A 13,596-nucleotide genomic window follows, 5' to 3' on the forward strand; every position below is an offset into this window, starting at 1 on the left:
TGCTTTTTCTAACTTCTACAGCTGAAGTGCTATAAAATGCTCTTCGACTCCGCTCAGAGCACTTGCACGAACAAGCGCTCTGAGCGGAGCCGAAGGATGAGTTTTCAAATTATTCTGCTCTATCTATAACTGGCTGAAAGCAAAGAGGGCCTCGTGGACATTGTTGGCATCATCATAGGCGGCGTTTTGGGCGCGGCTCTGCTCCGACATGCAGGCGGCTGGCTGGCTGGAATGCTCTTCGGCTGGCTGCTGGCGCGGAGTTTCCGTCAGAGCGCGAAGATTGAGGGCTTAGAGCGGCGGCTGCGGGATATTGAAGCTCTGATTGAGGAGCAGCCTGTTGAAGATCCGGAAATTGCCTCTGTCCCGCCGCGCCGCGAGGAGCGCGAGGAAGCTCCGCTGAAGGTCTTTTCCCCGCCCGCGCCTGAACCTGCTCCGGCAGCAGTGCGCAGCGAGATCAAACCGCCGCCGCGCGCGCCGTCCTTGGAAGACCACCTGCAAGCCAAGATCAAAGCCTTTTTCACTGAAGGCAACGTGGTGCTCCGCGTCGGCCTGCTGGTGCTCTTCTTCGGCGTGGCCTTCCTGCTTAAATACGCTGCCGAGCGCAACGTGATTTCCATTGAAATGCGGCTGCTCGGCGTGGCGTTGGGCGGACTGGGCCTGCTCGGCTTCGGCTGGCGGCAAAGGCAGGCGCGGCCCGGTTTCGCTCTGCTGGCGCAAGGCGGCGGCATCGGCATCATGTACCTGACCGTCTTTGCCGCTTTCAAGCTCTATCATCTGCTGCCGACACCGCTGGCTTTTGCTGTTATGCTGGGCCTGGTAATCACATCCACCGCTCTTGCTCTGCTGCAAGATGCCAGCTCGCTGGCCCTCTTCGGCGGGGCGGGTGGCTTCCTCGCGCCAGTGCTGCTCTCCACCGGCAGCGGCAATCACGTCGCGCTCTTCAGCTACTACGCCCTGCTCAACTCCGGCATTCTCGCCGTGTCGTGGTTCAAGGCGTGGCGCAGCCTGAACCTGCTCGGCTTCATCTTCACCCTAGGAATTGGCTCAATGTGGGGCCTGAACAGCTACCAGCCCCAGCATTTTGCCACCGCCGAGCCGTTCCTGATCCTCTTTTTCTTGATGTTCAACGCCATTGGTGTGCTCTTCGCCTTCCGCCAGCCGCCCAACCTGCGCGGCTACGTCGATGGCACCTTGGTCTTCGGTACGCCAGTGGTCTGCTTTTCCCTGCAAGCGGGCATGGTGCAGGAGGGCATGCCGCACGGCCTCGCCTACAGCGCATTGGCCGTGAGCCTCTTCTACATCGTGCTGGCGCGATTCTTATGGAACAAGGGCGACGAGCGGCTGCGGCAGGGAATGCGGACGCTGACCGAAGCCCTGCTGGCCTTGGGCATCGTGTTCGCCACATTGGCCGTGCCGCTGGCTCTGAGCGGACGCTGGACCGCCGTCACTTGGGCGATGGAAGGCGCGGCATTAGTCTGGGTGGGGAACAGGCAGAACCGCGTCCTTGCCCGCAGCAGCGGCTTCCTGCTTCAGTTCGCGGCAGGCTTCTGCTTCCTCGCGGACGGCGGTTATTACGGCACACGCCTGCCTGTGCTGAACGGCACCTATCTCGGCTCGGCGATCATCGCCCTGTCCGCGCTCTTCTCCTCATGGCAGCTTTGCAAGGCCGACACTCTCCGCCGCTGGGAGAAATGGCACCATCTGCCGCTCTTCTTCTGGGGCTGCCTCTGGTGGTTCTGCGCCGGGTTCATTGAGATTGACCGAATTTTCTCGCACCGCAGCGAAGATCATTGCAACCTGCTTTTCACCGCCCTGAGCTGCGCGGTCATGACCCGGCTGGCCGCGCGGCTGAACTGGAAGACCGCCGCTTGGCCAAGCCTGCTGCTGCCGCTTTTCATGACTCTGATGTGCTTGGACAAGATCGGCTGGCAAAGCCATAGGCATCTTTTCTTTGCTGATGGGGGCTGGGCGGTTTGGCCGCTGGCCTTCGTCCTTCTGCACGACAGCCTGCGGCAGGGGCGCGGCCTGCTCAATGCCCGCTGCCTGTCGGTCAATCACATCATCGGCTATCTTCTGCTGACCTTGATTGTCACCTCCGAAGGCGGCTGGCTGACGCACCAGCTCATCGGCGGCGCAGGCGTATGGAACGACCTTGCTTGGGGCCTGATTCCGGCGGGCATGATTCTGCTGGCGCACAGCCGCTGGCTGGAGTTCCGCTGGCCGCTGGCTAAGTACGCCAGAGCATATCAGCGGCATAGCTCGCTGGTACTGGCTTTCCTGCTCTGGATATGGCTGCTGGCGGGCAGCTTCGGCAGCGCAGGCAACGCGCCGCCGCTGCCCTTCATCCCATTGCTTAATCCGCTCGAACTGAGCCAGATCGCGGTGCTGCTCCTGCTGGTCTGGTGGCTGCTGCGCCATCGTCTGCTGCCGGAACCTGCGCTGGCCGCCTTTGGCGCAGGCACGGCGTTCCTCTGGCTCAACACCGCCTTGGCCCGCGCCGTGCATCATCTCGCCGCTGTTCCCTTCAATGCGGACGCGATGCTCTCGTCCCGCCTCTATCAGACCGCGCTGGCCATCTTCTGGGCCTTGCTTTCGCTGGCCCTGATGACCGCCGCAGGTCGCCGCCGGAGCCGCAGCGTCTGGTTCGCGGGCAGTGTCCTCATTGCGGCCACCGTGCTGAAGCTCTTCTTTGTTGATCTGGCGGCCAGCGGCAAGGTGGAGCGCATCGTCTCCTTTATCGCCGTGGGCATCCTGCTCCTGCTCATCGGCTATTTCTCGCCCCTGCCTCCGAAAAAGGAGGAAGCCCCATGAACCGTCTGCTCATTCTCTTGATTCTGCTGGCCGCGCCGCCCTGCTGGGCCAAGGATGAACCGCAGCCGCTGCGGCTGGAAGATTTCGCCTACGGCATGGAGCTGAAGGTGAGCGGCGGCAGTCCAGTGGTCAGCCTGAGCCTGCCTGCTGAGGTGTACAAGGGATGCACCCGGCCTGATCTCGGCGACCTGCGGGTCTTCAACGCGCATGGCCCGGTGCCGCATCTGCTCCGCCCGCCGCAGCCGGAGCAGGCCGCCCGTCCCGCGCAGAGCCTCCCCTTCTTTCCGCTCGCCGAGCCGACGAACGACAACAGCAGCATTGCCGATCTTGGCATCAGCATTGGCAGCAGCGGGGCAATCATCGCTTTCCGCGCTGGCCAAGCTGCGCCAGTCAGTCAGCACGCCGCCGCCTACCTGCTCGATGCCTCTGCTCTGCAAAACCCGCCGGACTGGCTGGAGTTTGCGTGGAGCGGCAGGCAGTTCTCCGCCTCGGTGCGGGTCGATACCAGCGATGACCTGAACCGCTGGCAAACGCTCATCCCTTCAGCGGCCTTGGCCGAACTGAGCTTCGGCGGTCATCAGCTTCTGCGCAAGCGGATTGAGCTGAGCGGGCAGGCGGCTGGGAAATACCTGCGCCTGTCGTGGCCGCAGGGCAGGGAGGGCATCAGCCTGAGCGCGGTGCAGGCTGGTTACGAAAGCGAAACACGGGCGCAGGTCCGCTCGCTGCTGCCGCTGAACGGCGCGCCTGATTCCTCCGCCGCACCGGGCCGCATTGCGTGGCTCTACAACACCGGCGGCTTTTTCCCAGCAGATCAGCTCAACATCCGCCTGCCGGAGCAGAACGCGCTGGCCGAGTTCGCTATTTCCTCCCGATCGGGCGAGCAGGCGGCGTGGCAGCGGCGGACTTCGCTCTTAGTCTGGCAGCTGACTGTTGACGGAGTGAAGCTAGAGAGGGGGCGGCTGACTTTGCCGCCGGTCACTGACCGCTTCTGGCGGCTGGAAACCGAGGCGGGCAGCGCGGCTCCGGTGCTGGAGCTGGGCTGGCTGCCGGGTCAGCTCGTCTTCATGGCCCAAGGCGAGCCGCCCTACACGCTGGCTTATGGCCGAGCCGGGCTGGAGCCAGCCCGCTCGCAGGTGGGGCAGCTCCTCAAGGCGGCGGAGCCAGTCAGCGGCGGCAAATTAGTTGCAGCCGCCGAGGCGGGGCCGCAGCGGGTGCTGGCTGGCCAAGCAGCCTTGGAGCTGAAAAAGGAAATCCCGTGGCGCGTCTGGCTGCTTTGGGCCGGACTGATCGCCGGGGTGCTGGCCGTGGGGGCAATGGCCTTGAAGCTGTTCCGGGAAATGGAGAGGAAATGAGGCGGCCAGCGGCGTTCACGCCTCCGGCTCTGCGACCTTCTCCTTGGATTTCTTCACCAAAGCCTCCTTCACCTTGCCGGACAAGGCGGCATCGCTCATCATGGCTTGCAGCAGCTTGTCGTCAACGGTCTGATTCTGCGACTGGGAGAAACTGCGCAGCTTCCAGATAAACCAAAGCAGCGACACCGCCAGCAGGGCGAGCATCGCCAGAAAAAGCAACCACATCAGACTGCTCATGATTTGTTCCTCCTGCTCCTGCGCCGGGGTTGATTCGTCTGTTCATTTCCTTGAATTATACCGGCTGCTGCGGCGCCTGCATAGCGTTTTCACTCCCCCGCCCTGCTCCGCAGCGCATCAGCTTGCATTCTTTTCACTTCTCTGTTCTCCAACCGATTCCAGCTTTTCATCCGGCGCTGAGGGCTTGTTAGAAAAAAGATGAATGTCACGAATATTCTTCTGCACAACCACTGATGCGAACAAGGCCAGCAGGAAGGATATCCCGTAGAAACCTTTCTCGTTGAGCGGCAGCTCTGAGTTCCAAAGTCCAACTGTCAGGAGGAAAATAGACATGCCCAGCGATGCCCAGCAGATCGTATAATAGATGCCAGTGACCTGAATGCCATCCAGTTTGTCCCGCACTATCTTTTGCAGTGACACCGCAGCAAAGAGGCCGTAGAGAAGAACTGTGAAGTAGAAGCCTTTCTCATTCAGCTGCATGGTCGCATTCCATAAGCCGATCAAGTATGCGCCGATGCCAATAACAAGCGCGCCCCACGATGCGCCGACAAAGGCGCCTGTAGGTTTTTGCGCGCTGCGGTCTGAAGCAGGTGCTTCCATAATGCCGTTTCCTTGTATTGAATGATTGATGCGGCTGGTGCCGACAGACGAATTCAGCTATTTCTCAGCAACAGAGGCAGGCCCAGCGGCCTGCCCCTGCATCCGTCACATCCCCAACGCCTTGGCCACGCCCGCCCCGTAGGCCGCATCAGCCTTGGCACAATTCTCAATGTGCCGCCGCTTGACAGCTTCCGGCGCGTCGCCCATCGCCCGTGCGGTGTTGTCGAACAGCGCCTGCTGCTGCGCCGGAGTCATCATGCGGAACAAGTTCCCTGGCTGCGTGTAGTAATCGCCGTCATCCTCGCGGTGGCTCCAGTGATCCGCCGCGCCGCTGAGGGCCAAAGCAGGTTCGCGGGCCTCGCGCTGCTCCTGCCACTCGCCGTAGCTGTTCGGCTCATAGCCCAGCGTGCTGCCGAAGTTGCCGTCCACCCGCATGGCCCCATCCCGATGATAGCAGTTGACCGGGCAGCGGGCGCGGTTCACGGGAATCAGGTGGTGGTTCACGCCCAAGCGGTAGCGCTGCGCATCGCCGTAGGAGAAGAGCCGCCCTTGCAGCATCTTGTCCGGGGAAAAGCCGATGCCCGGCACGATGTTCGCGGGATTGAAGGCCGCCTGCTCGACCTCTGCAAAATAGTTGTCTGGGTTGCGGTTCAGCTCCAGCACGCCCACGTCAAGCAGCGGGTAGTCCTTGTGCGGCCAGACCTTGGTCAGGTCAAAGGGATTGAACGGGCAGCTCTTGGCCTGCTCATCGCTCATCACTTGGATCTTCATATCCCATTTCGGGAACTCCCCCTTCTCAATGCTCTCGTAGAGATCGCGCTGATGGCTTTCCCGGTCTTTGCCGACCAGCGTTTCCGCCTCCGCGTCCGTGAGGTTCTGGATGCCCTGCCTGCTCTTGAAGTGGAACTTCACCCAAACCCGTTCCCCGGCGGCGTTGATCAGGCTGAAGGTGTGGCTGCCATACGCGTTCATGGTGCGGTAGGACGCGGGAATGCCGCGCTCGCTCATGGTGATGGTGACTTGGTGCAACGCCTCTGGCAGGTTCGTCCAGAAGTCCCAGTTGTTGCGCGCGCTACGCAGGTTGGTGCGCGGGTCGCGTTTCACTGCGTGGTTGAGGTCAGGGAACTTGAGCGGGTCTTTGAGAAAGAAAACCGGGGTGTTGTTGCCCACTAAATCCCAGTTGCCCTCCTCGGTGTAGAACTTCATCGCCACACCCCGGATGTCGCGCTCCGCATCCGCTGCGCCGCGCTCGCCCGCAACCGTGGAGAAGCGGACAAAGACTTCGGTCTGCTTGCCAACCTGCGCGAAGATATTGGCCTTCGTGTATTTGCTGATGTCATGCGTCACCGTGAAAGTGCCATACGCGCCGGAACCTTTGGCGTGCATCCGCCGCTCCGGGATCACTTCGCGGTCGAAATGAGCGAGCTTCTCCAAGAACCACACGTCTTGCAGCAGCATCGGCCCGCGCGGCCCGGCGGTCATCACATTCTGGTTGTCGGCCACTGGCGCGCCCACATTGTTGGTCAGCTTTGCCATATTGCAGTTCTCCGTTGTTCAGGTTGATGTTGTTCAAGGCAAGGACGATGAATCTTCTGCCCCTGCCGTAATCGCGTTCAGTGCCAGCACCTACACCCCTGTCTTCACCACCAGCACATCCACCACCCGCCCACTGTACCCGCTCCTGATCATTTTCACCAGATCGGCGAAGTTGCTGACGGTGACATTCAGGCTGCTCAACGCGGAACCCGTGAAGCCCGGCACGGTGTATGCGCCATTGGCGAGAACCTGCACCGGCGCGCCCGCCCTGCCGCCTTCGCTCATGTCGAGCAAGTTGAAGGCGAGGCTGCCCGCGTGCGCATCGAGGATGACTTGGATGCGCACGGTCTCGTCCGCGCTCAACGAGCCGCCCGTGACTTTGACATAGGGCGAGGCGGCCTTGTCGGTGAGGATGCCGACTTCCGGCGGATTCGGATGACCCAGCTTGGTCACAGTGAGCGGCGTGCGCAGCCGTCTGCGGTAGATGCCGGTGCGCAGGGTGCCGTTTTCGGTGTAGCGGGTGCTGACGGAGAGGATGTACTCGTTGTTCCACGGCTCGTTCTGCGCCGGGATGTCAGGCAGGAGCGTGACTTCCGTATTGGCAATGCCGGCAAAGCGGGTCTGCGCTGTCCGCCCGGAGCGCGTCCCCTCGATCAGACAGCCCTCGTCCTCGCGCTTCGGCTCAAAGAGCAGATTGCTGCCGGTCAGCCGCAATGCGCCGCCGCTGTGCAGCACGTCGCTCAGGCCGAGCACCGTGTCTTCCGCCGCGCTGATCAGCGGAGCCTTCTCGGTCATGGGCAGGCGTTCAATCTGGGCCTGCTGCCGGATTTCCTTGAGAAAGGACGCGAGGACGTGGACATCGACATGGAGCATTTCCTCAACCGGCGGCAGCGGGTCATCCGGGTTGTCCAGCCTGCCGGTGAAGGAAAAGCCGAACGTGAACGCGCCGTCAACCGTGCTCTGCGTGCCGTTGATCAGGTTCTTCTTGAGGACACGCACCAGGTTCGCCAGCATGGTTGTGTTGTCCTCGACGCTGTAGTTCGGATTCTCCGCCGCCATCGCGGCGGCCAGGCCGTCCGTGTCCATGCTGTCGCGGGGCACGAAACGCATCTTGTAAGACTGGGGAACGGTGAGGGCGTTGACTTCGGGCCGACATTGAATTGTTGCCATAACAAGCTCCAATGCAAAGGGAAATGAAGCGCAGACAGGTGGGATGATGCTTCCCGGCAGCGTAAATCGCAGCGGGGATCTTGTCAAGAGCTTTGTGGAGGGGGTGGGTTTAGCATCCCGCAGGGAATTCTACGGGCGATGAATTGCAACTGGGTTGCTCATCCCGCAGAGGATTCATCGCCCGTAGAATTGAAGACGGGATTCCCATCCCAGTTGCATCGGAACGGGAATCCTTTTTTGGCAGGAACGGCGGATGCGGCGGCAGGCGGAACGCAGTCCGGCCCGCGCCCTACCGGCCTTTCTTAGAAGGGGTCATCGGCTTGGGCGGCGGCGGCGCGACATAGCCTCCGGCCTTGCCTTTTTTCTGACGGCCCGGCGACGGGGTCGGTCGCGGCGGCGTTGCTGCGGGCGGTTTTTTCTCGCTCATATCATGCTCCTTGTGGTTGATGAGATGCTCCGGCGGCGCGGATGCCGCGTTCAACTATACGCCGCCTGCGGCAGACCGCAAGCAAATTGGCGGCTGCGGCTGTCGGGGCGGCGCGGCAATGGCGAATGCGGATGCGGCTCTCCGGCTTGCGCTTTATCACGTCACAGATAGAGCCATTCCAGCAAATCCTGCCCGAAGAGGCAGCCGGCAGCGGCAATGCCGACACACAGCCATATCCAGTGCAAAAGAAAGAGTTCTTCAAAGAGGAGCAGCTTGATCTTGGAGCCATCTTTGCTTCTCAGCACCGTGACGGCATCGCCTTTCCTTTTTGAAGGATTGCTAGCAGACACGCTTCCAGTGGCCATGTGTCTCTCGCCGCTTTGGTCACGATACTCAACGTTCAGAGAATAAACAGTGCCGCCTTTGCTCCCTCTTCCTTCTTCATAGCTGACAACTGTTCCAGGCAGATTCTGCGCTGATCTGAGCGAGCAATGAAGCTGAAGCATCAAGAAGACGCATGGAACAAGGGAAAGAACGAGAAGCCATCCAACTATCTTAAACATATTCATACCAACTATGGTGAATAACAGTACTGCGAGCGAAAGCCAAACAAGGAAGACTACAGTCATGCAGAAGCATGAGGATGCGATGTTCAGCGTATTCCGCATCTGCTCCTGTCTGTTTTCATATTGCCCCAGCGTCCTTCTGACATGCTCTGTTTCACCCTTGCTCAGCCCGCTGTCAGTGAAAATGACATACGGCGATTCGACGGCATGGCGGGTGATGATGCTGAACTCCGCCGGATCGGGATGGAGGAGCTGCGGTGCTGAAACGTCGGCATCCGGCCTGACTTGTTCCTGCTGCGGCGTGTCCGTCATGGCAATCGGGTCAGTTACAGCATCCGCTGGTCAGCCGCTTCCTCGCAGGTGAGGAGCCGCTCCTTGGCCGCGTCCTCCAGCACATGGCGGGCGGTCTCCACATCCCTGCGGATTTGCGCGGCCAGCTCCTCTGCCGAATTGAACTTGATTTCACCGCGCAGGTGGCGGAGCAGGTTCAGGCGGATGGGCTGGCCGTAGATGTCGTCGCTGAAGTCGAAGATGTGGGTTTCCGCCACCAGCTCGTTCTCGCCGAAGGTGGGGTTGCGGCCGATGTTGGAGATGCTGCCGTACATCCTGCCGCCGCAGATCACTTGGGTGACGTACACGCCCTGCTTCGGGCAAAGGTCGTCCTCGCTGATGCTCAGGTTGGCGGTCGGGAAGCCGAGGCCCCGGCCCCGCTGCCTGCCGCGCCGCACTTCGCCCCGGATGTAGTAGCAACGGCCCAGCAGACGGCGCACCTCCTCCATCCGCCCTTCTGTCACCAGCTGGCGGATGCGGGTGCTGGAGACCGGCAGGCCGTCCTCATGGTGAGCCTCCACCACGGTGACGGGGAAGCCGCGCTCCTCGCCTTGCCGGCGGAGGAAGTCAATGGTGCCCTCGCGGCCCCGGCCCAAGGCGTAGTCGTAGCCGACAACCAGCTCCTGCACGCCGAGGGTGCGGCAGAGAATGTCGCCGACAAAGTCCGCCGCGCTCATCTGGGCGAACTGGCGGTCAAAGGGGATGATCACCAGCGCGTCCATGCCCGCAAGGCGGATCAGCCCGCTTTTCTGCTCCGTGCTGGAGATCAGGCGTATGCCTTCGGGCCGCAGCACCTTGAGCGGATGCGGGTCGAATGTGACCGCCACGGCTGCGCCGCCGCTGCGCCGCGCCCGAATCAGCACCTCGCTGAAGAGCAGCTGGTGCCCCAAGTGCACGCCGTCAAAGTTGCCGACAGTGACGACCGGGCAATGGAAAGGCTGTGTGATGTCCTGCAAGCTGGTGAATATCTGCATGTCGCGCATGGTTTCCGGCTGAGTTCCGCTTCTGAATGGATGCCGAATATGTACCTCAAGCCGACGAAAGCCGCAAACAGTTCATGCGCCCCCGCGAAAAAAGCAGCTGAAGGCGGTGAAAAATTGTTGACACCGCCCCCGGAATAAGGCATATTAGTCGGCGCAGTGCCGAAGTGGCGGAATTGGTAGACGCGCTAGGTTCAGGGTCTAGTGAGCGTACGCTTGTGGGAGTTCGACTCTCCCCTTCGGCACCATATCATAGTACAGCAACGTCCGTTGACGTATTCATAAAGCCCGCAGCCTTAACTGGCCAGCGGGTTTTTCTTTGCCTTTCCTTCCGTTTCCGTCCAAAGTGCGTTGACTTCCGCTGCATGAAGCGGGTATAACTGCGGGTATCTGACAAGATAAACAATGTGCCTGCGGCCTTCCCGACATCCGCACCATGTCAAAACTCACCGCTGTTCAAATCCGTCAAGCCAAGCCCTGCAAGCTGCCTGATGGTCAGGGGCTTTATTTTCATGTCGCCGAGTCTGGAAAAAGCACATGGCGCAAGGCTGTCTGTTCCGCGATGATGCCAGTTAATCTTTATGCAACTGCGTAACTCCTGTATAATTGCGCAGGATAAGGCGGCAGGGCGCTCTGTCAGCCAAGGCAAGACCTTCATCAACAACGTATTTCAGGAGTCCGCATCTATGAAAGCCTGCTCCCGCATCCCGCTGTTCCGCTGCCTGCTGCCCCTGCTTGCGGCGCTGCTCGCGCTGCCCGCCGCATCCGCAGCGGCGGACACAGGCAAAATCGTCTTCCTGCCTTTCACCGTGCGAACTCAGCCGCCGCTGGAGCATCTCCGCAACGGACTGACCAGCGTCCTCGCCACCCGCTTGGCTGACCGCACCGGCCTGTCCGCTGTGCATGGGGCGGACAAGACCGGCGGCCTTGAGGCGCAGCTCCAGCAGGGCCGCCAGCAGGAGGCGCGGCAGCTTCTCCGCCAGCTCGGCGGCGACTGGCTGCTCTTCGGCAGCTTGGAGCAGCAGGAAAAGGGCTATGCGGTCAGGATTCACGTCTTCGGCGGCAAGACCGCGCCCGCCTCCTATTCCCGCGCCATTGACGCGCTGGACAAAACCATTCCGGCGGTCAATGAGCTGGCCGAGGAGATCGCGGCCAAGGTCTTTCACCAAGGCGCGGCGGCAGAGGCCCAGCCTGCGGCGGACAAGGGCGGCATGAGCGGCTTTCAGACCGCCCACCCGGACAAAGCCTGGCGCGACGGCATCTACGCCGCCGCGCCGTCCGCGCCTGCTGAGGCCGAAGCCGCTGAAAGCGGCATCTTCCGCCCGCTGAACAGCCTGAGCAGCGGCGCGCTGGCTGTTTCGCTGAACGCGATGGATGCCGGTGATCTGGACGGCGACGGCAGGGAGGAGATCGTTCTGCTGGCGCGGGGCAGGCTGATCATCTGCCGCTTCAACGCCGAACGCTTTCAGCAGCTGGCCGAGCTGCCGCTGCCTGGCTATTTGGCCTTTCATGCCCTCGGCCTTGCTGATCTGGACGGCGACAGCCGTCCGGAAATCTGCCTTTCCGCCAGCAACGGCGATCTCCCCGCCTCCCGCGTGGTCTCTTGGGACGGCAGGCAGTTCCGCACCCTGCATGAGGAAGTGCCCTTCTATCTCCGCCCGGAAACGGACTCCGCAGGCCGCGCCGCGCTGTTCGGCCAGAGCGCGGACGGAACAATCTGGAAGCTGCGCGTCAGTCCGGGCGGTTTGGCGCGGACCGAGAGAATCAGCGTGCCGCCCGGCTTCGGCCTGCATGATTTCATTTTTGCCGACCTTGACCGGGACGGCAGAAAGGAGTTCATCGGCATCACGCCGGACAATCTGCTCATAGTCACGGCGCACGACGGCAGGCCGCTGTGGCAGAGCGCGGAGCACTACGGCGCGAGCCGCGACGCGCTCGGCACCTTGGCCAGTCGGCGGCAGGCCGAGCTGGAGCAGCCGGACGAAATCGACCGCCGCTACATCCATGCCCGCCTGATCGCGCAGGACCTGACCGGCGACGGCAGGCCGGAGATCATCGTCAGCCGCAACCGGGTCAAGCAGGTGGAGTTTTTCCGCAACTTCCGTTACTTCGAGGGGTCTTCGGTGGCAGTTCTGAGCTGGGACGGCAGCCGGATGAATATGCTCTGGGAGAGCGGCCAGCAGCCCGGCTACACTGTTGATTATCAGGTGGTCAGCAACGCCGGGCAGCCGGGCCGCTTCCGTCTTGTGCTGGCGGAAGGCGACGACAACGGCAACCCGCTCATGTTCTGGACATCAGAGAAGACTGTCATCCGCAGGCAGGAACTGATGATGCAGGCCGGGCGGCAGCAGTGAACAACGGCGGATGTCCTGACTGCGCTGCTTGACAAACGCATCCTGATTGTCTACCATCCTGACTGACAATCAGGATGCAACGTTTTTCATGGAGACAGCAGCATGGCAAAAACAGCGATGGCGCACGCCCGGCTTTCCCCGGAAATCAAAGAGCAGGCGGAACATATCCTCAAAGGATTGGGGATATCAATTTCAACCGCTTATGAGCTGTTCTACCGTCAGATCATAGCGCATAACGGCCTGCCGTTCGAGGCGAGGATTCCTGCGCCGGAAACGGTTCAAGCCATGCAGGATGCGAGAGACGGCAAAGGAACATTGTACAGCAGTGTTCAGGACATGCTGGCTGACTGCGCAGAATAAATGCTGCCTGTACGGCCACCTGCGGCCTTCAAGAAAGATCTGAAAAAAGCGGTCAAGCAGGGGCGCGATCTGCAAAGGCTGCAAGAGGTGCTGGAGCAGCTTGCTGTCCCTGCCCCGCTGCCGCCCGCCTGCAAAGATCACAAGCTGAAGGGCAATTGGCAGGATTTCCGGGAATGTCATGTGCAGCCTGACTGGCTTCTGATTTACACCATCACGGATTTTGAACTCAGGCCGGTGCGGCTTGGCACACATGCTGAGTTATTCAGCAAGTGATCAAACAGTGTAAAAAGGTGAAAATGGAAAACAGCAGCAGATATGAAGGGAAATTAGTGCGCTGGAACGAAGAAAAAGGTTTCGGCTTCATTCAGTCTGAAAATCGCGGAAAAGATATTTTTCTTCACATTTCAGAATTGAAGAATATGAGCCGTCGTCCGGTGGTGGGCGACATTATTTTCTATCGGCTTCATGTGGAAAAAGATGGAAAGCTGAAAGCTGTTGACGCAAAGATACAGGGCGTTCCGTCCATTTTACCGACAAAGCGTGTGAACATCAGGAAAAATCAGTCGTCATCCCATTACGTTTTAATTTTCTTAGCAGTTGTCGGTTTTGCAGGATATTTTTTCTATGGAAAAGCAAACTTTCAAAGCATCCAAAATTTATCCTTCGCTGATTCAACAGAAACAATTCCGTCTTCGTCTGCGCAAAAATACAGTTGTCAAGGAAAAGTGCATTGTTCAGAAATGACTTCATGCGAAGAAGCCACCTTTTATGTGCAGAATTGTCCGGGAACGAAGATGGATGGAGACGGTGACGGCAAACCCTGTGAAGACCGGTGCGGTCATTGACCGTTTTACCCTTCTTCCTGCCGTAGAA

Annotated in this window: 14 protein-coding genes and 1 tRNA gene; 8 read left to right on the plus strand and 7 right to left on the minus strand. The window is 60.6% G+C overall.

All coding sequences use genetic code 11. The annotated features are described in order from the left end of the window. Positions 1–153 precede the first annotated feature (153 nt). A complete protein-coding gene (locus tag ACNKH3_RS06645) occupies positions 154–2,811 on the plus strand; it encodes a DUF2339 domain-containing protein (RefSeq protein ID WP_417916815.1) in 2,658 nt (885 codons plus the stop codon). After that, positions 2,808–4,163: a DUF3999 domain-containing protein gene (locus ACNKH3_RS06650; RefSeq protein WP_417916816.1), complete on the plus strand. Its 1,356-nt coding sequence runs from the start codon at positions 2,808–2,810 to the stop codon at positions 4,161–4,163. Before ACNKH3_RS06645 ends, ACNKH3_RS06650 begins: the two co-directional genes overlap by 4 nt. A 15-nt stretch (positions 4,164–4,178) precedes the next feature. Here ACNKH3_RS06650 and ACNKH3_RS06655 read toward each other — a convergent pair whose 3' ends face one another. The 7 genes from ACNKH3_RS06655 to ACNKH3_RS06685 form a co-directional block, all read right to left on the minus strand. Beyond that, entirely contained in the window at positions 4,179–4,400 is a 222-nt protein-coding gene (locus tag ACNKH3_RS06655; RefSeq protein ID WP_417916817.1) for a hypothetical protein, read from the minus strand. A gap of 117 nt (positions 4,401–4,517) precedes the next feature. Continuing rightward, positions 4,518–5,000, minus strand: a complete 483-nt coding sequence (gene yiaA / locus ACNKH3_RS06660; RefSeq protein WP_417916818.1) for an inner membrane protein YiaA — start codon at positions 4,998–5,000, stop codon at positions 4,518–4,520. 105 nt (positions 5,001–5,105) lie between these two features. Continuing rightward, positions 5,106–6,536, minus strand: a complete 1,431-nt coding sequence (locus ACNKH3_RS06665; RefSeq protein WP_420208684.1) for a catalase — start codon at positions 6,534–6,536, stop codon at positions 5,106–5,108. A 90-nt stretch (positions 6,537–6,626) separates the two neighbouring features. After that, positions 6,627–7,706, minus strand: coding sequence for a hypothetical protein (locus ACNKH3_RS06670; RefSeq protein ID WP_420208685.1), 1,080 nt, complete (start codon positions 7,704–7,706; stop codon positions 6,627–6,629). 289 nt (positions 7,707–7,995) lie between these two features. Next, positions 7,996–8,133, minus strand: coding sequence for a hypothetical protein (locus tag ACNKH3_RS06675; protein WP_420208686.1), 138 nt, complete (start codon positions 8,131–8,133; stop codon positions 7,996–7,998). Positions 8,134–8,294: 161 nt separating this feature from the next. Next, positions 8,295–9,011: a DUF3592 domain-containing protein gene (locus tag ACNKH3_RS06680; protein WP_420208687.1), complete on the minus strand. Its 717-nt coding sequence runs from the start codon at positions 9,009–9,011 to the stop codon at positions 8,295–8,297. A 14-nt stretch (positions 9,012–9,025) separates the two neighbouring features. Then, positions 9,026–10,012, minus strand: a complete 987-nt coding sequence (locus ACNKH3_RS06685; RefSeq protein ID WP_420208688.1) for a bifunctional riboflavin kinase/FAD synthetase — start codon at positions 10,010–10,012, stop codon at positions 9,026–9,028. A 158-nt stretch (positions 10,013–10,170) separates the two neighbouring features. Here ACNKH3_RS06685 and ACNKH3_RS06690 point away from each other — a divergent pair. The 6 genes from ACNKH3_RS06690 (at position 10,171) to ACNKH3_RS06715 (ending at position 13,568) form a co-directional block, all read left to right on the plus strand. Continuing rightward, positions 10,171–10,257: transfer RNA gene (locus ACNKH3_RS06690), tRNA-Leu, on the plus strand. A 188-nt stretch (positions 10,258–10,445) separates the two neighbouring features. Beyond that, positions 10,446–10,604, plus strand: a complete 159-nt coding sequence (locus tag ACNKH3_RS06695; RefSeq protein ID WP_420208689.1) for an Arm DNA-binding domain-containing protein — start codon at positions 10,446–10,448, stop codon at positions 10,602–10,604. Between the two features lie 91 nt (positions 10,605–10,695). Continuing rightward, positions 10,696–12,363 carry an FG-GAP-like repeat-containing protein gene (locus ACNKH3_RS06700; protein ID WP_420208690.1) on the plus strand — a complete coding sequence of 556 codons (1,668 nt, stop codon included), beginning with the start codon at positions 10,696–10,698 and terminating at the stop codon, positions 12,361–12,363. Positions 12,364–12,465: 102 nt separating this feature from the next. Then, on the plus strand, positions 12,466–12,723 hold the full coding sequence (locus tag ACNKH3_RS06705) for a type II toxin-antitoxin system RelB/DinJ family antitoxin (RefSeq protein ID WP_417916579.1): 258 nt from the start codon (positions 12,466–12,468) through the stop codon (positions 12,721–12,723). Then, positions 12,724–12,996, plus strand: coding sequence for a type II toxin-antitoxin system YafQ family toxin (locus tag ACNKH3_RS06710; protein WP_417916580.1), 273 nt, complete (start codon positions 12,724–12,726; stop codon positions 12,994–12,996). A gap of 23 nt (positions 12,997–13,019) precedes the next feature. Further along, entirely contained in the window at positions 13,020–13,568 is a 549-nt protein-coding gene (locus ACNKH3_RS06715; protein ID WP_417916581.1) for an excalibur calcium-binding domain-containing protein, read from the plus strand. Positions 13,569–13,596 lie beyond the last annotated feature (28 nt).

It is taken from the genome of Candidatus Electronema sp. JC (assembly GCF_048287365.2).
In the GTDB taxonomy this organism is placed as follows: domain Bacteria; phylum Desulfobacterota; class Desulfobulbia; order Desulfobulbales; family Desulfobulbaceae; genus Electronema.